This is a genomic window from Rhodoferax sp. BAB1, from assembly GCF_013334205.1.
Classification (GTDB): Bacteria; Pseudomonadota; Gammaproteobacteria; order Burkholderiales; family Burkholderiaceae_C; genus Hylemonella.
In genome coordinates this window covers 763,242-780,726 of the sequence record NZ_CP054424.1, presented here as the reverse complement: position 1 = coordinate 780,726, position 17,485 = coordinate 763,242, and the positions used below count along the sequence as shown (strand labels likewise).

Genomic DNA, 17,485 nt, shown 5'->3' with positions numbered 1-17,485 from the left:
TTAACGCTCTAATTTTTTATGAGCGCTTTTGATTGGGCGAGTTTTTAACACACATTTTTTAAGCTGTCACACATGTACCGAGCAAGCAAACAACAAAACCCTCACATCACCATATCCAGAAATAAGCGGTCACTGATCAAGATCCTCGCGGCGTCAGGATTCACTCCTCTTCTGATGCGCATGCTGCCACCAGCGCACGCCGAGACCAAAGCCGACCCACTTGAATTAGTACACGGAATCATCAAGCACCCGTGGTTCATTGAGGTGCCTTCCGGCCATTCCTTGGTGGCTTTTTCGCGGCCCACAGCAGCCGCCCAAGACAACACCCAGACCATTCAGCGCGCAGTTCATTGGACAAAACAATGGCTGCGCCTGGTCGTGAAATATCAGCAGAACCCTCTGCGGGCATCACGTTGCATCGCGCACGCCCAGGTTGCCATGCATGACGCGTGGCTGCTCGCAGCGACACAGGGCGCATCAGCAGAGACGCGGGAACTCAGCGCGCATAGGGCCGCATCTCTGGTGCTGCAGCATCTCTTCCCCAATGAGACACCCGGTTTTTTTGAGGCGCAATATGCCTGGCTTGCAGCGCAGCTTCCGGCGAGCAACATCAATCAGGACCTGGCCGAAGCGACAGGAACGCGTGTGGGACAAGCCATCATCAATCGCAGCCTGCGTGATGGCGCTGGCAGGACTTGGCCTGTCCGCGACCGCCCCAAGGACTTCCCCGGCATATGGCAAGCCGCGCACCCGATCTATGCGGTCAACCCCACAGAACCCTATGCGGGCGAGTGGCGCTCCTGGCTGAAGCCGAGCCCGCAGCGTTACCAACCTCCCACCGCGCCACGCCCTGGCTCGGAACAGCATCGCCGCGAGGCGCTGGAAGTTCTGAACGTCATTCGGAATCTGACACCCAAGCAACTCGAAGTTGCCGAACGCTGGAATCTGGATGCAGGCTCGGTCACCCCTGCTGGCGTCTGGATGCAACACGCCATCGATCTACTGCTGCGCTCGCAAATTCCAGGCGATAGATTTGAGGCCAGCGTGGCCGTCCTGGCCGCAACCTCTGTCGCCATGGAGGACTCTTTCATCGCGTGCTGGCGCATCAAGTTCCGTGACTGGAGTGAACGCCCCATCACTGCGATCCGACGCGATCTTGCCCCAGGATTCACGACACCCCTGGTGACACCTGGCTTCCCGGGTTATGTATCCGGGCACTCCACACTCTCTGGAGCGACATCCATCGTCTTGGCGTACTTCTGGCCTACGGAAGCACCGGAGCTGAATGCCATGGCTGATGAAGCCGCCATATCACGACTTTGGGGCGGCATTCACTTTCGAAGCGACAACGACGAGGGGCTGCGTGTGGGACGAGGCATTGGTGCGGAAGTCTTAGCGGCACTCTAAGCTCACCCCCTCTCATCGCGGAACACACCAAGCGCAGAAAACCACCGGATGTACCACCCCGACGCCGATCCGGCTCGCCCCCAGAAAACAGCCGCAGGCCGCCTGCATTCTGTAAGATGGCCATGCCCTATCAGCAAGGACCGGCATGGCCAATTTTGCAAATCTCTTGAAATCGGAAATCTCGCGCATCGCACGCAAGGAGATCCGCGCTGAAACCCAGCTCCTGAAAAAAGCCTCCGCGCAGTACCGCAGCGAAATTGCTGCCCTCAAGCGCCGCCTCGCCGACCAGGAACGCCTGCTCTCCCGGCTGCGCAAGAACAACCGCTCGACCGCGCCCCCCGCCCCTGCCGCGGACAGTCCCAAGCTGCGCTTCCGCTCCGAGGGGTTTGCCAGCCTGCGCAAGAAGCTGGGTGTTTCCGCCGCCGAGATGGGGCAGCTGGTAGGCGTCTCGGCGCAAACCATCTACCACTGGGAAAAAGGTGTCTCCAAGCCCAGGAGCAGCCAGCTGGCAGAGATTGCCGCCGTGCGCAAACTGGGCAAGCGCGAGGTCAGTGCGCGCCTGTCCCAGGCTTGAGCGCCAGGGGCTGACAGCACTCGCCCTTCCTACGACAACTCAGGCAGCCCCGATGCCTCCCACGGCCTGGAACAGAGCCTTGATCTTGTCGGCGTCGATGTTGCGCGTGATAAAGACGATCCGTGTTCCCTGATCCTCGCTGGGCCAGCGGTCCAGCGTGACCGGCGGATGGAACACATGGCCTACCCCCTGCACGACGACGGGCCGGCCTTCGACATTCACGATGCCCTTGATGCGCAGCATGTCCTGGCCTCGCAGGGAGATCAACAACTCCATGGCCGCCGAGAAGGCGGGCCAGGTGAACGGCGTCTCGAACCTCAAGGACAGATTGCGCACCGAGGGGTGATGCCGCCCGGGCAGGCGACCGGCCAGGTAAGCGCCATCTTCTGAAGCTGCACCTTCGCGCGAAACGGCCTCGCCCAGGAAGCGCAGGGTGTCGAGGCTGGCGCGCTCGCTCTGCAGGCCCAGCCCGATCAGGTCCCGGGGATGGAGTTCACCATTGATGCAAGGGCGGATGTCGGCGCGCGTGTTGACCGCGGCGATCTCGGCCATGAGCTTATCCACGCTCGCGGCAGGCACCAGGTCACTCTTGGTGATGAAGATGCGGTCCGCCAGCGCGATCTGCTGCTGGCTCTCGGGCTGCTGCGCCAGCTGGTCACGCGCGTTGACCGCGTCCACCAGCGTCACCACGCCGTCCAGGCGGTAATGCGCGCCCAGCATGGTGTCGCTGGACAGGGTCTGGATCACCGGGCCGGGATCGGCCAGGCCGGTGGTTTCGATGATGACGCGGTCGAAGTCGGGGATCAGGCCGGCGCGGCGCTCGCCGAAGAGTTCACGCAGGGTGTCCTGCAGGTCGGTGCGCACGCTGCAGCACAGGCAGCCATTGGCCAGCAGGCTGACGTTCTCGGTCGACATCTTGACCAGGTCGTTGTCGATCCCGATCTCGCCGATCTCGTTGATGACCACCGCCACCCGGTCCATGTCCGGGTGGCGGATGAGCCGGCTGATCAGTGTGGTCTTGCCCGCGCCGAGGAAACCGGTGACCAGCGTGACCGGGATCTTGCCGGCCAGCGTGTCACGCCCGCCGGAGCTCGTGGTCCACTCAGACATTCATTTCGAGGATGTAGAGGCCGCCGCTGAAACGGTCGACCGTGTAGACCAGCTTGCGGTCGTCGACGTAGACGTCGTTGAGCTGCACCGCACCGCGCGGGGACAGCGCCGGCGTCGGCGGCACGTAGTAGGCCACTTCCTGCACCTGGTAGGGGTTGCTGGTGTCGTAGACGCGCACGCCGGCATTGAAGAAGGTGCCGATGAACAGCGTCTCCGAGCGGAAGGAACAGGGCACGGGCAGGTTCTCGTGCAGGTTGTGCGCGCCGAAACGACCGCCGCGTTTGGCGAAGGTGTCGTAGGGCGGCGCCGGGAAGGTGCCGATGGGCAGGGGGTTGGCGTCGACGCGCGAGTCCACCACCCAGACCAGCTTGGGCCAGTCCTTGCCGTCGTCCTGTACGCACTCGTCGGACACGATCCACAGATTGCGCTCGAACAGCGGCAGCACCGTGTGGGTGAAGCCGTTGAAGGGCGGCGAATGGTTCCAGTGCGACACCATCTTGATGTCAGCCGGATTGCTGATGTCGAGCACGATGGCGCCGCCGTCGATGTAACCCACATAGGCGCGGTCCGGGCGCTGCGGGAAGACATTGGTGTTGTGGGCGCGGAAGCCCGTGTCGAACTGGGCCGGCAGGCGCGGCGGCGGGGGCGCCACATCGCCTTCACGCGTACCGGGGTACCACCAGCGGCCCTTTTCGTAAGGTTTCGTCGGATCGGAGATGTCGATGATGCGGTAGATCTGGTCGTCCTTGGGGTTACGCGGCTGGAAGTCCGGCGCGCCCGAGGAGATGTGCACGGTCTTGCCGTCCACGAACCAGACCGCGTGCACACCGCGCGAATACGGGCCCGAGCAGTCGAAGTGCGAGAGCAAACGCGGCTCTTCAGGTTTGCTGATGTCGTAGATGTTGAGGCCGGCCGGTTTGGCACCGAGTTCCTTGACCTGGCTGGCCACCACCATGATGTTGCCCACCACGTCCAGCGAGTTGGAACGCACCTTCATGTGCGGCAGTTCGGTCTGCACGATCACGCGCGGGTTCTTCGGATCGGTGACGTCGACGCCGGTGAAGTTCTTGGGCGCGGACTCGTGCGCCATCCACAGGATGCGCCGGCCGTCGTCGGCGATCTGCATGGCGATGCCCTCGCCCATACCGCCGAAACCCTGCAGCTCGTTGTGCGAGATCAGCTTCATGTTCAGCGCCATCGGCTGGTCGGCGCGCGAACGGGGGGTCGTCAAATCAGGTGTAGTCATGAAAACTCGGAAAGAAAAATCACTGAAAAATCTTAGCCTGTGCGCACCCGTCCAGGGATGCACACAGGCCCGGCGCCGGGATCAGTCGGCGGTGATGCCCTTGTCCTTGATCAGCTTGCCGAACTTGGTGTACTCGGTGCGCGTGAAGCTGGCGAAGGCGGCGGGCGTGTTGCCACCGGCCATCGCACCCTCCTTGGCAAAACGCTCCTGCACATCGGCCAGCTTGAGCACCTTGGCGGTTTCACGCTGCAGCTTCTCGACGATGGCCGCCGGCGTGCTGGACGGCACGAAAAGGCCGAACCAGGAGGTGATCTCGAAACCTGTCAGGCCCGACTCTGCCAGGGTGGGCAGTTCGGGCGCGCCCGCCGAGCGGGTGGCCGAGGTGACGGCCAGCGCACGAACCCGGCCGGAGCGCACCTGCGGCATCACGGCAACGGCCGGGCCGAACATCAGCTGCACTTCACCGGCCAGCAGGGCGTTGGTGGCCGGGCCCGCGCCGCGGTAGGGCACGTGGACGATCTTGGCGCCGGTGGCGATCTCGAACATCTCGCCCGCCAGGTGGGTGGGCGCGCCCTTGCCGGAGGAGCTGTAGTTCAGGGTGCCGGGTTTGGCCTTGGCCAGGGCGATCAGCTCCTGCACCGTGTTGGCCGGCAGGCTGGGGTGCACGACCAGCACGTTGGGGATCTCGGCCACCAGGGTCACCGGCGTGAGGTCCTTCTGCGTGTCGTAGTTCAGCTTGGCGTACATGTGCGGGGCCACCACCATGCTGGTGGACTGGCCGATCAGCACGGTGTAGCCGTCACCGGCGGCCTTGGCCGTCATGTCGGCGGCGATGGTGCCGGAGGCGCCCGCGCGGTTCTCGATCACCACGGGCTGGCCCAGGGCCTCGCCGAGCTTGGGGCCGATCAGGCGGGCAAAGAAGTCCGCGGCGCCACCGGGTGCGGCGGGCACGACCAGCTTGATCGGCTTGCTGGGGTAGTTGTCCTGGGCCTGGGCCAGGCCCAGCAGGGACAGCAGGGCCACACCACTGAGCAGGCGCAGGCAGTTTCTACGGAACATCATCTTTGTCTCCTTTTGCTATAGAACTCAAACGAAACCGGCCCGCGTGCGGCACCGGCACACCACCACATTACTTCTGATGCTCTACCGCGACCATGCGGGTTTCACCGGTTTCGGTCAGGGTGCGCGTCGCATTCGGGGAGGCGTAGATCCAGAGGATCTTCATGGGCTCGGTATCCGAGACATTGCGAAAGCGGTGCGACACGTTCGGGGGGATCCAGGTGGTGTCCAGTGGCTTGAGGGTGTGCGATACCTGGCCGGCCACGTCCATGATGGCGTTGCCCGACAGCAGCATCACGCTCTCTTCGCAGTTGTGGCTGTGGAAAGGGATGGCCGTGCCCGGGGCGAACTCGGTGATGCCGTTGATGAAACTCTGCGCGCCGACGGCCGGCGTCACCAGCGGGGTGGTGCGGGCGCCGCCGCCACGGTCGTGGCTCTTGATCTCGTCAGGCTTGAGCACGGTCGGGGCGCGTGCAGCTGTTGTGTTGCTCATCTCGGGTTCTCCTTTCAGGTTCTGGCCGGGCCGGTCCAGACAGTCTTGATGTTCATGAATTCATGCAGTCCCAGGTGGCCGAGCTCACGCCCGTAGCCGGACTGCTTGGTGCCGCCAAACGGCAGGCGCGGATCGGAGGCCACCATGCCATTGACAAACACCGCACCGGCGTCGATGCGCCGCGTCAGCTGGCGTGCGCGGTCCAGGTCACGCGTCCACAGCGCCGCACCCAGGCCGAAGGGTGAGTCGTTGGCCACGGCAATCGCCTGGTCCACCGAGCTCACGCGCAGGATGGCGGCGGCCGGGCCGAAAGTCTCCTCACGCGCGGCCGTCATGTCCGGCGTAACCTGGTCCAGGATGGTGGGCGGGTAGAAGGCCCCCGGCCCTTCCTGCGGCTGGCCGCCGATCAGGACCCGTGCCCCTTCCCGCACGGAGGCCACGACCTGGGCATGCAGTTCGTCGCGCAGTTTCCGGCGGGCCATGGCACCGATGGTGGTGCCGGCCTGCAGCGGGTCCCCCACCACCAGCTTGCGGGCCCCTGCCACGAAGGCTTCGGTGAAACGATCTGCCGCAGCCGCCTCGACGATGAAACGCTTGGACGAGATGCAGCTCTGGCCGGTGTTGGAAAAACGCGCCTTGACGGCGACCGCCGCTGCCGCCTCGATGTCGGCATCGGCCAGCACGATGAAGGGGTCCGAGCCGCCGAGTTCGAGCACCTGCTTCTTCAGGGCCTGGCCCGCCTGCGCGGCGATGCTTCGCCCCACGGGGGTGGAGCCGGTGAAGGTCACCGCGGCGATGCGATCGTCCTCGATCAGCCCGCGCACGGCGGAGGACTCGACCAGCAGGGTGGTGAACAGGCCCTCGGGCAGGCCGGCTTCCTTGAAGACCTGCTCGAGCGCCAGCGCGCACTGCGGCACGTTGCTGGCGTGCTTGAGCACCATGCCGTTGCCGCCCACCAGCACGGGTGCGGCCGCCCGCATGACCTGCCAGAAGGGGTAGTTCCAGGGCATGACGGCCAGCACCAGGCCCAGCGGGTCGTAGACGATGCGGCTGTCCGTGGCGGCGCTGGCCACCACCTGGTCGGCCAGGAAGGTCTCGCCCTGCTGGGCGTAGTACTCGAAATTCCAGGCGCATTTCTCGATCTCGCCCAGCGACTCGGCCAGGGGCTTGCCCATCTCGAGAGTCATGGTGCGGGCCAGCTCGTCCTTCCTGCGGCGCAGCACGGCGGCGACCTGCAGCAGGTAGGGCGTGCGCTGGCACACTTCCAGGCGGGCCCAGGCTTGCTGGGACCCGGCGGCGGTGCGCAGACGGTGCTCAATGGTGCCGGCATCGCAGATGGGGAACTCGCCCAGGACGGTGTCCGTGGCGGGATTGAAGGACTGCATCATGCGGCAGCTCCCTGCAGCAGCGGGGTGATGCCCAGATCCCCGGCCAGCGCCTCCAGCTCCTTGATCAGGCTGTTGGCAATCGGGATGCCCGCGGCCTGGTAAGCCTGGCGGCGCTCATGGCTCTGTTCGCCCGGCAGCCAGATGCGGTCCACCCCGGGCAGACGGTCGCTGTTGCGGATGTCCTTGACCAGGGTATCGACCGCGCCCTTGAAGTGGGAGACCTCGCCAAAGGCGCTGAGGTCGATCACCAGGATGGCCTGGCCGGTGTTGGTCACGCTGACGTGGTCGGCATTGAAATCGATCACCTCCTTGCCCATGGCCGCGCCGCCCAGGGTGCCGGCCAGCAGGCCGACCACCAGTGCCAGGCCGTAGCCCTTGTAGTCGCCGATGGGCAGCAGGAAACCCTCGCTGGCGCGGTTCGGGTCGGTCAGGGGCTTGCCCTGGCGGTCGATCATCCAGCCCTCGGGCATCATCTCGCCGCGTTTGGCCTTGGCCTTGACCTTTCCATAGGCGGCCACCGTCGTGGCCATGTCCAGCACCACGGGCGGCTCGCTCCCGGCGGGGATGCCGGCGGCGATCGGGTTGGTGGACAGCAGCATGTCGGTGCCGCCCCATGGCGGCAGGTGGTTGGCATTGCCCACGGCAAAGTACAGGCCCAGCATGTCGTGCTGCAGGGGCTTGCGTGCATACAGCGAAGCCGGTCCGGCGTGGTTGCTGTAGCGTGTGCTGACCCAGGCCACGCCGCACTGGCGGGCTTTCTCGATCGCCAGGTCCACGGCACGCGACACCACCAGGTGCCCCATGCCGTTGTCGCCGTCGACCACCGCCATGGCGGCCCGCTCGTGCACCACGCGGATGTCCGGGTGCTTGTTGATGCCCCCGGCGCGGATGCGCTTCATGTACTGCGGCAGGCGGATGACACCGTGGCCATCCGAGCCCTGCAGATCGGCTTCGGCCATGAGCGTGGCGATGGTACGGGCATCGTCCTGCGCAAACCCCTGGCTGACAAAGGCGGCCTGGATGAAGTCGCGCAGGGCGGCGGGATCGATGGACGTGAAATTCGGGTTGGGCGCTTTCAAGGGAGTCTTTCTTTGTATCGTGTGGATCACACCATCCATGCCGCCGCCGGCTTGCGGGCCCTGGGTCGACATGGCCTGCCGCAGGCCATGGCATCTCAATGGCTGATCGCTGTGTGGCTCTCGCCCTGTCGCCTGTGATGCCCCGGCGCAGGGACGTTTTCCGTTCTGCAAGACGTCCCGCAGTTTAGGGAGGCGGCAGGGGCACGTCCAATACTCATTTCAGGCAATGCCATATCATTCCGATATCGATCGATCGTGCCGAGCCCATGAACCTGAAAACCCTGCGCTACTTCGTGGCGATTGCCGATGCCGGCAGCCTGACCGCCGCCGCCGCCGCCATCTCGATCGCCCAGCCGGCCCTGACACGACAGCTCCGGGAACTGGAGGCCGATCTCGGCGTGCCCCTGTTCCACCGCATGCCGCGCGGGGTGCGGCTGACCCAGGCCGGCGTCACCCTGTACGAGGCGGCGCAGCGCATCCTGGGCGAAGCCCAGCGCGTGCGCCAGCGCCTGGCCAGCAAGACCAGCGACAGCAAGACCACCGTGGTGCTGGGCGTCTCCCCCACGCTGGCGCGCGTGCTGCTGCCGGGCTTGTTCGAGCACTGCCTGCGCACCCTGCCGGAGGTGGAGTTGCGCTCGCGCGAGGCGTTCACGCCGGAGCTGCTGGACTGGCTGGAGCGCGGCATGATCGACATGGCGGTCGTCACCAACCCGGGTGTGGGCCGTTCCGTCTCGCTGCACCCCCTGCTCGGGGAACCGTTTGCCCTGATCACGCACGCCTCCATGGGCATGGGCCCCATCGTGTCGGTGGCCCAGCTGGCCCGCATTCCCCTGCTCATGACCAGCCTGCACCGCGACCTGGTCGAGCGGCAACTGCTGCCGCTGGGCAAGACGCTGAACGTGCAGGCGGTGCTGGATTCGGTGGACACCATCCGCGCGCTGGTGCAGAAGGGGCCGTGGGCCACCATCATGCCGGTCTCCGTGTACAAGGAAGCCGGCACCTCGTCCGAGGTCGTCATGTCCCAGATCACGGGGATCCAGCTCAACCGCCTGCTGGTGCTGGCGACCCGGCTGGAACCCGAGGGCAAGCTGGCCATCCCGGTCGTCCAGGAAATGATCGAGGCCGAATTCTCGCGACTCATGCGCGAGGGCGTTTTCACCTTCACGGCGGCCACATGAAGGCCCCGCCGTCGCGCCGGACCGCTGCCGCCCGGCCCTGAGGCGCAGCGCAACAGGCCTGTGGCGGCTGGGGGCATCCCCGTTGGCGCCATCAGCGCTCCACAGGCGCGGCATGATGTCGCCATGACCGAGACGACGACACCCGCCGCCTTGACCGTCTACTTCGACGGCAGCTGTCCCTTGTGCTCACGCGAGATCGCGTTCTACCGGCGCTCGCCCGCCGCACACAGGCTGGTCTGGATCGACGTGAGCCGCACGACCGAGCTCGGCCCCGGCCTCGATTGCCAGGCCGCGCTGCGCCGCTTCCATGTGCGCGATGCGCAGGGCCGGCTGCACCACGGCGCGGCGGGCTTCGCGCGGCTCTGGCGCGAACTGCCGGGCTGGCGCTGGCTGGGCCGCCTGTGCACTGTGCCGCCGCTGTCCTGGCTGGCCGAGGCCGCCTACCGGCTCTTCCTGCCGCTGCGCCCCCGCTTGCAGCGGGCCCTGCAGCGCTGGCTGGACCGGCGCGCCCGCGCCTCATGAAGCGCCGCTGGCTGGCCTGGCTGTGCCTCTGGGGCGCCGCAGCGTCGGCCCAGGAGCGCGTGAGTTTCGGCACGTGGGCGCTCGACCGGACCGAAGTCACGATCACGCAGTTCGCGCGCCATGCCGCAGCGACAGGCGTGGTGACGCAGGCCGAGCGCGAAGGGGGTGGTTTCGAATACGTGGCTGGCTGGCAACGCCGCGCTGGCTGGAACTGGCGCCAACCCGACGGCACGCCCCCGACGAGTGATGCCCTGCCCGCCGTGCACCTGACACACGCTGAAGCCGCCGCCTATTGCCGCTGGGCAGGCGGCCGCCTGCCCACGGCATCCGAATGGATCAGCGCGGCGTATACCGAGCAGCGCCGCGCGCCGCCTGTGCCCTGGGTGCGCGGCCGCAGCTATGCCTGGCCCACGGGCGACAGCCCCGCCGGCGCCAATACCAGCGGGCCCGATCCATGGCCGCGCGCCGCGGCGGCGGGCCAGACCCGCGCCGGTGTCAACGGCCTGTACGACATGGGCGCCAATGTCTGGGAATGGGTGGCCGATGCGCAGGGCGAGGACCGTCGCACCATGGGCGGCTCCTGGTGGTACGACGCCGACCAGATGCGCGCCGGGGTGACCGCCTGGAAACCGGCCGGCTTCTACGCGGTCTACATCGGCCTGCGCTGTGCCTACGACCAGCCCTCGCGCCCGCACTGAACACCTAGCCGCAAACCGCACAAGCAGCGTGCGTCGCACCACCCCGGTGCGCACCGTTTAGGGTTTATCTGAATATCTGGGGCCCGAAACGACCAGACAATCTGTATACAGCTGTGTTTTCAATCTCGGGTCCGCAGAAGCTGGAACTGGCACCCTTTTTGCTCGTACACATCTACCGTGATGGCACCCATCGCTTTTCTCACCGCCTGCAGGCAGGCTAACCCCAAGGAGATCCCCATGTCCAAGCGCCACCTTCTCCAGACCGTCGTCGCCCTCGCGCTGACGGCCACCTTCGCCTCCGCCCAGGCCCAGACCAAGCCCCTCAAGTTCCAGCTGGACTGGCGCTTCGAAGGCCCGGCCGCCTTCTTCACCCTGCCCGCCGCCAAGGGCCATTTCAAGGAAGCCGGCCTGGACGTGACCGTGGACAGCGGCAACGGATCGGGTGGCACCGTCACGCGCGTGGCCTCGGGCACCTATGACATGGGCTTCGCCGACATGGCCGCCCTGATGGAATTCCACGCCAACAACCCGGACGCCCCCAACAAGCCGGTGGCCGTCATGATGGTCTACAACAACACGCCGGCGGCGGTGATGGCGCTCAAGAAGTCGGGCATCAAGACCCCGGCCGACCTCAGCGGCAAGAAACTCGGCGCGCCGGTCTTCGACGCCGGTCGCAAGGCCTTCCCCATCTTCGAGAAGGCCAATGGCGTGAAGAACGTGGCCTGGACCGCCATGGACCCGCCGCTGCGCGAGACCATGCTGGTGCGCGGTGACATCGACGCCATCACGGGTTTCTCCTTCACCTCGCTGCTCAACCTGGAAGCGCGTGGTGTCAAGGCGGCGGATGTGGTCGTCATGCCCTATGCCGATTTCGGCGTGAAGCTCTACGGCAACGCCATCATCGCCAGCCCCAAGCTGATCAAGGAGAACCCCGAGCTGATCAAGGCCTTCCTCAAGGCCTTCGCCAAGGGCGCCAAGGAAGTGATGGCCAACCCGGCCGCCGGCATCGAGACCGTCAAGGCACGCGACGGCATCATCAACGTGGAACTGGAGACCCGTCGCCTGCAGATGGCCATCGACGCGGTGGTCGCCAGCCCCGACGCCCGCAAGGAAGGCTTCGGCCAGATCGTCCCGGGCCGCCTGTCCCTGATGGCTTCGCAGGTGTCCGACGCCTTCGCCACCAAGACCCGCGTCGATCCCGCCGCCATCTGGAACGGCTCCATGCTGCCGACCACGGCCGAGCTGAACATCCTGCCGCCGGCCAGGAAGTGAGCGGCATGCTTGCCTGAATCAACTGGCCAGCATCGTCTGGCCATTTTTTTGCCGCAATGACCATGAGCACCGACACCCCCTCCCCCCCCTTCGTCCAGTTCGACGACGTCTGGCTGGCCTACAACGACGAGTTGCTGGCCCAGAACGTCTTCGCGGTCGAGGCCATCAACCTGAACGTGCGCCAGGGCGAGTTCATCGCCATCGTCGGGCCCTCGGGCTGCGGCAAGTCCACCTTCATGAAACTGACCACCGGCCTGAAGATGCCCAGCATGGGCCGCATCCGCGTCGACGGCCAGCCCGTGACCGGTCCACTCAAGGTCTCGGGCATGGCCTTCCAGGCGCCTTCGCTGCTGCCCTGGCGGACCACGCTGGACAACGTGCTGCTGCCACTGGAGATCGTCGAGCCCTACCGTTCGCAGTTCAAGGACCGCCGCAAAGAATTTGAGGAACGCGCGCTCAAGCTGCTCGAGACCGTGGGCCTGGGTGGTTACGCCAAAAAATTTCCCTGGGAACTCTCGGGCGGCATGCAGCAACGTGCCAGCATCTGCCGCGCCCTGATCCACGAGCCCAAGATGCTGCTGCTGGACGAGCCCTTCGGCGCGCTTGACGCCTTCACGCGCGAGGAACTCTGGTGCACCCTGCGCGACCTGCATGCAGCGCAGAAGTTCAACGTCATCCTGGTCACGCACGACCTGCGCGAATCGGTCTTCCTGGCCGACACGGTCTACGTCATGAGCAAGGGCCCGGGCCGCTTCGTCGTGCAGCGCGAGATCGACCTGCCGCGCCCGCGCGACCTGGAAATCACCTATACCCCCGAGTTCACCAGCATCGTGCACGAGCTGCGCGGCCACATCGGCGCCATGCGCAAGCCCGGTGCCACGATCAACCAGTGAGGCCCTGTCCATGAAACACCGCAAAGAACTCGAACGCTGGTCCCCCCTGCTCTTGCTGGTGGCCATCGTCATCCTCTGGCAGATCATCACCTCGGCCTTCAACGTCTCGGAGTTCATCTTCCCCAGCCCGCTGCGCATCTGGGAACAGACGCTGGAGTACAAGGCCGTCATCGCCGGCCATGCCTGGCGCACCTTCTGGGTCACCATGGCGGGCTTCGGCATCGCCATCGTGGTGGGTGTGCTGCTGGGTTTCCTGATCGGCAGCTCGCGCCTGGCCTACGCCGCGGTCTACCCGCTGATGACGGCCTTCAACGCCCTGCCCAAGGCAGCCTTCGTGCCCATCCTGGTGGTGTGGTTCGGCATCGGCATCGGCCCGGCCATCCTCACGGCCTTCCTGATCAGCTTCTTCCCCATCACGGTCAACATCGCCACCGGCCTGGCCACGCTGGAGCCGGAGCTGGAGGACGTGCTGCGTGTGCTGGGCGCCAAACGCTGGGACGTGCTGATCAAGGTGGGACTGCCGCGCTCCATGCCCTACTTCTTCGGTTCGCTCAAGGTGGCCATCACCCTGGCCTTCGTGGGCACCACGGTGTCCGAGATGACCGCCGCCAACGAAGGCATCGGCTACCTGCTCATCAGTGCCGGTTCGGCCATGCAGATGGGCCTGGCCTTCAGCGGCCTGCTGGTGGTGGGCGCCATGGCCATGGCCATGTACGAACTCTTCAGCTTCATCGAGAAACACACCACGGGCTGGGCCCACCGCGGTTCACAAAACACGTGACGCCTGAACAGGTCCTGCGCCACCTGCGGCGTGCCAATGCCGTGGCGCGCCGGGCCCGTGATGAACTGGGGCGCCATCCTTTCGGCGCCATCCTGGTGGCGCCCGATGGCGAGACCGTGCTGGCCGAGCAGGGCAATGTGGACACGGTCAACCACGCGGAGGCGGTGCTGGCGCGTACCGCCGCGCAGAACTACGCCCCCGACTACCTCTGGGGCTGCACCCTGGTCACCACGGTGGAGCCCTGTGCCATGTGCGCGGCTACCCAGTATTGGGCGAATATCGGGCGCCTGGTCTACGGCCTGAGCGAACGCCGCCTGCTCGAACTGACGGGCAGCCACGAGGAGAACCCCACCATGGACCTGCCCTGCCGCTCGGTGTTTGCGGCCGGACAGAAACAGGTGGAGGTCATCGGCCCCGTGGCCGAGGCCGAAGAAGACATCGCGGCACTGCACCGCGATTTCTGGAAACGCTGAGGCCGAGCAGACCGCTCACTCGACGGGGGCACCCGCGCGAAACCACTGCGCCACCAGGGCACGCTCTTCTTCCGTCATCCCCGTCGCATTGTTCATCGGCATCACACGGCTCATGACCGCCTGCTGGTAAATCAGCGGCGCATGCTGCTTCAGGGCGTCCGCGCTGTCCAGCCGCACGCCCTTGGACTGCAAGGCCTCGCCATGGCACATGACACAGCGCTGCGCCATCACCGCCTGCACCTGGGCCAGGCTCACGGCCTGCGGTGCAGCGGCAGCAGGCACCGGTGCCGGCCGCAACCAGACGATCAGCCCCAGCAACACCACCACACCCGCCGCCGCATAAGGCCAGGGATGCGCATTGCGCCCGAGCTTGTAGCCATGGCGCAGCACGAAGAACTGGCGGATGGCCGCGCCCGCGAACATGATGAGAACCAGGAACACCCAGTTGTACGCCGACGCGTAGGTGAAGCTGTAGTGGTTGCTGAGCATGGCAAACAGCACCGGCAGCGTGAAATAGGTGTTGTGCACGCTGCGCTGCTTGCCGCGCTGGCCGTGGATGGGGTCCACCGGCAGGCCGGCCTTGAGCGCGGCCACCACCTTGCGCTGGCCCGGGATGATCCACATGGCCACGTTGGCGCTCATGGTGGTGGCCAGCATGGCCCCGACCAGCAGGAAGGCCGCACGCCCGGCAAACAGCTGGCAGGCCAGCCAGGACGCCAGCACCACGAGCAGGGCCACGGCGATACCGACCTTGCTGTCGCCTCTCTCGCCCTGCCCCAGGAAGCGGCAGGCCAGGTCATACAGCAGCCAGAACACCACGAGGAAAGCCAGCGCCGTTGTCACCGCCGCCCAGGGCGCCCAGTCCATCACCCGCGGGTCGATCAGGTAGACGCTGGGGCTCCAGAGGTAGGAGATGAGGAAAAGGGCGAAGCCGCTGAGCCAGGTGCTGTAACTCTCCCAGTAGAACCAGTGCAGGTGCGGCGGCAGCACGGGCGGGGACACCGCGTACTTGACCGGGTGGTAGAAGCCGCCGCCGTGCACGGCCCAGAGTTCGCCGGTGGCGCCATCCTTGCGCAGCTTGCCGTCCTCGGGGGGTGTGAGGCTGCTGTCGAGGAAGACGAAATAGAAGGAGGAGCCGATCCAGGCGATGGCGACGATCACGTGCAGCCAGCGCAGCAGGAGGTTGGCCCAGTCCAGCAGGTATGCATCCATCGTTCAACTCCCCCGGTAGGTCGAATAACTCCAGGGGCTCACCAGCAGGGGCACGTGGTAATGCTGCATGGCGTCGGCCACGCCGAAGTCGATGGACACCTGGTCCAGGAAGGCCGGCTCGGGCAGCGCCACACCGCGCGATCGGAAGTAGCCCTTCACATCGAAGCTCAGGCGGTAGGTGCCGGCCTTGAGACTGGCACTGTCGTAAAGCTGGCCCTCGGGGTTGCGGCCGTTGCCGTCGAGCGTGAAGCGCCGCACCAGTTCGACGCGCCCGTCTTGCGTGGTGTAGAGCGCGACCTGCATGCCGGCGGCAGGGCAGCCGTGCATGGTGTCGAGTACGTGGGTGCTGAGTCCCATGGTCTGCCTTCTCCAAAGTCATGCGCACGCTGGATGCCTGCACGCGGAATTTCCGAAGTCGATCCATGACGGCAACCGTCACGGTCCACTAAAAGTGTATACAGTTTTTGAAAATCCGGCTATTATTTATTGCATGGAATCGTCCAGCACCCGTCAGATCGTCGAATCGCTCACGCGCGCCATCGTCGAACACCGGCTCCATCCCGGCACCAAGCTGGCCGAGCAGAAGCTGGCCGACCACTTTGGCGTCTCACGCACCCTGGTGCGCCAGGCCCTGTTCCAGCTGGCCAGGAACCGGCTCATCCGCCTTGAACCCGCGCGCGGCGCCTTTGTCGCCACGCCCTCGGTAGACGAGGCCCGCCAGGTTTTCGAGGTCCGCCGCATGCTGGAGCTGGAAATGGTGCGCACCTTCGTGCGCCAGGCCACGCCGGCCAAGATCAAGGCCCTGCGCGCCCATGTCGCCGAGGAGAAAAAAGCCGTGGCCAACAACGACGTGCCGGGTCGCAACGAGCTGCTCGGCGACTTCCACGTGCGCATGGCCGAACTCACGGGCAACCAGGTCCTGGCCGAGCTGCTGGAGGAACTGACCTCGCGCTGCGCGCTGATCACCCTGGTCTACCAGTCCAAGAGCGCTGCCGAGCATTCGAACGAAGAACACGTGGAACTCGTCAAGGCCGTGGCCGCCAGGGACGAAGACCTGGCCGTGCGGCTGATGGACGAGCACCTGAGCAATGTCATGGCCAACCTGACCTTCGACCGCAAACCCCCGACCAGCGACATCGCCGTGGCCCTGGCATGACCTACGACAGCACCGCCCCCTACCCGCGCGACCTCGGCGGCTACGGCCGCACGCCCCCGCATGCCCGCTGGCCGGGCGGTGCGCGCATCGCCGTGCAGTTCGTACTCAATTACGAAGAGGGCGGCGAGAACTGCGTGCTGCATGGTGACGCGGCCTCCGAGACCTTTCTCTCCGAGATGTTCAGCCCCGCGGCCTTCTCCGCGCGACACATCAGCATGGAGGGCATTTACGAGTACGGCGCGCGCCAGGGTGTCTGGCGCATCCTGCGAGAGTTCGAGCAGCGCGGCCTGCCGCTCACCGTCTTCGGCGTGGCCACCGCGCTGCAACGCAGCCCCGAGGTCTGCGCCGCCTTCCAGGAGCTGGGCCACGAGATCGCCTGCCACGGCCTCAAGTGGATCCACTACCAGAACCTCGACGAAGCCACCGAACGGACTCACATGGCCGAGGCCATGGCGATCATCCGCCAACTGACAGGCGAACGCCCCCTGGGCTGGTACACCGGCCGTGACAGCCCCAACACGCGCCGCCTCGTGGCCGACTACGGTGGCTTCGAATACGACAGCGACTACTACGGTGACGACCTGCCCTTCTGGATGAAGGTGCGCAAGAGCGACGGCCGCGACGCGCACCAGCTCATCGTGCCCTACACGCTCGACTGCAACGACATGCGCTTCTCGCTGCCGCAGGGCTTTTCCCACGCCGAGCCGTTTTTCGCCTACCTGAAGGACAGCTTCGACGCGCTCTACGCCGAGGGCGATCCCGCCGGCCTGGACCGGCCCAAGATGATGAGCATCGGCATGCACTGCCGCCTGCTCGGCCGTCCGGGCCGCATTGCGGCGCTGCAGCGTTTCCTCGACCACATCCAGTCGCACGACAAGGTGTGGGTCGCGCGTCGGCTCGACATCGCGCGGCACTGGAAAGCCACGCACCCCGTGCCCGCCTGA

The 17,485-nt window shown here is 66.0% G+C and carries 20 protein-coding genes; 12 read left to right on the top strand and 8 right to left on the bottom strand.

Annotated elements, in window-relative coordinates; all coding sequences use genetic code 11:
• The first annotated feature begins 72 nt into the window (after nucleotides 1-72).
• Together HTY51_RS03855 and HTY51_RS03850 are read left to right on the top strand one after the other, a co-directional pair.
• A complete protein-coding gene (locus HTY51_RS03855) occupies nucleotides 73-1,407 on the top strand; it encodes a vanadium-dependent haloperoxidase (protein WP_174251492.1) in 1,335 nt (444 codons plus the stop codon).
• Nucleotides 1,408-1,552: 145 nt separating this feature from the next.
• Nucleotides 1,553-1,981: a DNA-binding transcriptional regulator gene (locus HTY51_RS03850; RefSeq protein WP_174251491.1), complete on the top strand. Its 429-nt coding sequence runs from the start codon at nucleotides 1,553-1,555 to the stop codon at nucleotides 1,979-1,981.
• Nucleotides 1,982-2,020: 39 nt separating this feature from the next.
• Here the strand turns inward: HTY51_RS03850 and HTY51_RS03845 are convergent, their stop codons facing one another.
• The 6 genes from HTY51_RS03845 to HTY51_RS03820 form a co-directional block, all read right to left on the bottom strand.
• Nucleotides 2,021-3,091: a GTP-binding protein gene (locus HTY51_RS03845; RefSeq protein ID WP_174251490.1), complete on the bottom strand. Its 1,071-nt coding sequence runs from the start codon at nucleotides 3,089-3,091 to the stop codon at nucleotides 2,021-2,023.
• Nucleotides 3,084-4,322, bottom strand: a complete 1,239-nt coding sequence (locus tag HTY51_RS03840; RefSeq protein ID WP_217448238.1) for an LVIVD repeat-containing protein — start codon at nucleotides 4,320-4,322, stop codon at nucleotides 3,084-3,086. The genes HTY51_RS03845 and HTY51_RS03840 overlap by 8 nt, the downstream gene beginning before the upstream one ends.
• Nucleotides 4,323-4,418: 96 nt before the next feature.
• A complete protein-coding gene (locus HTY51_RS03835; protein WP_254606979.1) occupies nucleotides 4,419-5,399 on the bottom strand; it encodes a tripartite tricarboxylate transporter substrate binding protein in 981 nt (326 codons plus the stop codon).
• A 67-nt stretch (nucleotides 5,400-5,466) separates the two neighbouring features.
• Nucleotides 5,467-5,889: a cupin domain-containing protein gene (locus HTY51_RS03830; protein WP_174251489.1), complete on the bottom strand. Its 423-nt coding sequence runs from the start codon at nucleotides 5,887-5,889 to the stop codon at nucleotides 5,467-5,469.
• A gap of 14 nt (nucleotides 5,890-5,903) precedes the next feature.
• Nucleotides 5,904-7,277, bottom strand: coding sequence for an NAD-dependent succinate-semialdehyde dehydrogenase (locus tag HTY51_RS03825; RefSeq protein WP_174251488.1), 1,374 nt, complete (start codon nucleotides 7,275-7,277; stop codon nucleotides 5,904-5,906).
• Entirely contained in the window at nucleotides 7,274-8,356 is a 1,083-nt protein-coding gene (locus HTY51_RS03820) for an Ldh family oxidoreductase (RefSeq protein WP_254606978.1), read from the bottom strand. Before HTY51_RS03820 ends, HTY51_RS03825 begins: the two co-directional genes overlap by 4 nt.
• 12 nt (nucleotides 8,357-8,368) lie before the next feature.
• Here HTY51_RS03820 and HTY51_RS18725 point away from each other — a divergent pair, with 12 nt between their 5' ends.
• From HTY51_RS18725 to HTY51_RS03785, 8 genes are all read left to right on the top strand, one after another.
• Nucleotides 8,369-8,494 (top strand): hypothetical protein, encoded by a 126-nt coding sequence (locus tag HTY51_RS18725; protein ID WP_256406907.1) that lies wholly within the window; start codon nucleotides 8,369-8,371, stop codon nucleotides 8,492-8,494.
• 128 nt (nucleotides 8,495-8,622) lie between these two features.
• Nucleotides 8,623-9,534 (top strand): LysR family transcriptional regulator, encoded by a 912-nt coding sequence (locus HTY51_RS03815; protein WP_174251487.1) that lies wholly within the window; start codon nucleotides 8,623-8,625, stop codon nucleotides 9,532-9,534.
• Nucleotides 9,535-9,657: 123 nt separating this feature from the next.
• Nucleotides 9,658-10,056, top strand: a complete 399-nt coding sequence (locus tag HTY51_RS03810) for a thiol-disulfide oxidoreductase DCC family protein (protein ID WP_174251486.1) — start codon at nucleotides 9,658-9,660, stop codon at nucleotides 10,054-10,056.
• Nucleotides 10,053-10,754 (top strand): formylglycine-generating enzyme family protein, encoded by a 702-nt coding sequence (locus HTY51_RS03805; protein WP_174251485.1) that lies wholly within the window; start codon nucleotides 10,053-10,055, stop codon nucleotides 10,752-10,754. The genes HTY51_RS03810 and HTY51_RS03805 overlap by 4 nt, the downstream gene beginning before the upstream one ends.
• A 237-nt stretch (nucleotides 10,755-10,991) precedes the next feature.
• Entirely contained in the window at nucleotides 10,992-12,026 is a 1,035-nt protein-coding gene (locus tag HTY51_RS03800) for an ABC transporter substrate-binding protein (protein WP_174251484.1), read from the top strand.
• A 62-nt stretch (nucleotides 12,027-12,088) separates the two neighbouring features.
• Nucleotides 12,089-12,919, top strand: coding sequence for an ABC transporter ATP-binding protein (locus HTY51_RS03795; protein ID WP_174251483.1), 831 nt, complete (start codon nucleotides 12,089-12,091; stop codon nucleotides 12,917-12,919).
• Between the two features lie 10 nt (nucleotides 12,920-12,929).
• Nucleotides 12,930-13,700 carry an ABC transporter permease gene (locus HTY51_RS03790; RefSeq protein ID WP_174251482.1) on the top strand — a complete coding sequence of 257 codons (771 nt, stop codon included), beginning with the start codon at nucleotides 12,930-12,932 and terminating at the stop codon, nucleotides 13,698-13,700.
• A complete protein-coding gene (locus HTY51_RS03785; RefSeq protein ID WP_174251481.1) occupies nucleotides 13,697-14,173 on the top strand; it encodes a nucleoside deaminase in 477 nt (158 codons plus the stop codon). The genes HTY51_RS03790 and HTY51_RS03785 overlap by 4 nt, the downstream gene beginning before the upstream one ends.
• Nucleotides 14,174-14,188: 15 nt before the next feature.
• Here the strand turns inward: HTY51_RS03785 and HTY51_RS03780 are convergent, their stop codons facing one another.
• Together HTY51_RS03780 and uraH are read right to left on the bottom strand one after the other, a co-directional pair.
• Nucleotides 14,189-15,385: a urate hydroxylase PuuD gene (locus HTY51_RS03780; protein ID WP_174251480.1), complete on the bottom strand. Its 1,197-nt coding sequence runs from the start codon at nucleotides 15,383-15,385 to the stop codon at nucleotides 14,189-14,191.
• A 3-nt stretch (nucleotides 15,386-15,388) separates the two neighbouring features.
• The gene (gene uraH, locus HTY51_RS03775) at nucleotides 15,389-15,742 is read right to left on the bottom strand and encodes a hydroxyisourate hydrolase (protein WP_174251479.1); all 354 of its coding nucleotides are present in this window, start codon (nucleotides 15,740-15,742) and stop codon (nucleotides 15,389-15,391) included.
• A 133-nt stretch (nucleotides 15,743-15,875) separates the two neighbouring features.
• Here uraH and HTY51_RS03770 point away from each other — a divergent pair, with 133 nt between their 5' ends.
• Both HTY51_RS03770 and puuE read left to right on the top strand, forming a co-directional pair.
• Nucleotides 15,876-16,541, top strand: a complete 666-nt coding sequence (locus tag HTY51_RS03770; RefSeq protein ID WP_174251478.1) for a GntR family transcriptional regulator — start codon at nucleotides 15,876-15,878, stop codon at nucleotides 16,539-16,541.
• Nucleotides 16,538-17,485 carry an allantoinase PuuE gene (puuE, locus tag HTY51_RS03765; protein ID WP_174251477.1) on the top strand — a complete coding sequence of 316 codons (948 nt, stop codon included), beginning with the start codon at nucleotides 16,538-16,540 and terminating at the stop codon, nucleotides 17,483-17,485. Before HTY51_RS03770 ends, puuE begins: the two co-directional genes overlap by 4 nt.

Coding starts and splice junctions, on each gene's coding strand:
- HTY51_RS03855 (WP_174251492.1), top strand. CDS start 73: ATGTACCGAGCAAGCAAACAACAAAACCCTCACATCACCATATCCAGA.
- HTY51_RS03850 (WP_174251491.1), top strand. CDS start 1,553: ATGGCCAATTTTGCAAATCTCTTGAAATCGGAAATCTCGCGCATCGCA.
- HTY51_RS03845 (WP_174251490.1), bottom strand. CDS start 3,091: ATGTCTGAGTGGACCACGAGCTCCGGCGGGCGTGACACGCTGGCCGGC.
- HTY51_RS03835 (WP_254606979.1), bottom strand. CDS start 5,399: ATGATGTTCCGTAGAAACTGCCTGCGCCTGCTCAGTGGTGTGGCCCTG.
- HTY51_RS03830 (WP_174251489.1), bottom strand. CDS start 5,889: ATGAGCAACACAACAGCTGCACGCGCCCCGACCGTGCTCAAGCCTGAC.
- HTY51_RS03825 (WP_174251488.1), bottom strand. CDS start 7,277: ATGATGCAGTCCTTCAATCCCGCCACGGACACCGTCCTGGGCGAGTTC.
- HTY51_RS03815 (WP_174251487.1), top strand. CDS start 8,623: ATGAACCTGAAAACCCTGCGCTACTTCGTGGCGATTGCCGATGCCGGC.
- HTY51_RS03810 (WP_174251486.1), top strand. CDS start 9,658: ATGACCGAGACGACGACACCCGCCGCCTTGACCGTCTACTTCGACGGC.
- HTY51_RS03805 (WP_174251485.1), top strand. CDS start 10,053: ATGAAGCGCCGCTGGCTGGCCTGGCTGTGCCTCTGGGGCGCCGCAGCG.
- HTY51_RS03800 (WP_174251484.1), top strand. CDS start 10,992: ATGTCCAAGCGCCACCTTCTCCAGACCGTCGTCGCCCTCGCGCTGACG.
- HTY51_RS03795 (WP_174251483.1), top strand. CDS start 12,089: ATGAGCACCGACACCCCCTCCCCCCCCTTCGTCCAGTTCGACGACGTC.
- HTY51_RS03790 (WP_174251482.1), top strand. CDS start 12,930: ATGAAACACCGCAAAGAACTCGAACGCTGGTCCCCCCTGCTCTTGCTG.
- HTY51_RS03780 (WP_174251480.1), bottom strand. CDS start 15,385: ATGGATGCATACCTGCTGGACTGGGCCAACCTCCTGCTGCGCTGGCTG.
- uraH (WP_174251479.1), bottom strand. CDS start 15,742: ATGGGACTCAGCACCCACGTACTCGACACCATGCACGGCTGCCCTGCC.
- HTY51_RS03770 (WP_174251478.1), top strand. CDS start 15,876: ATGGAATCGTCCAGCACCCGTCAGATCGTCGAATCGCTCACGCGCGCC.
- puuE (WP_174251477.1), top strand. CDS start 16,538: ATGACCTACGACAGCACCGCCCCCTACCCGCGCGACCTCGGCGGCTAC.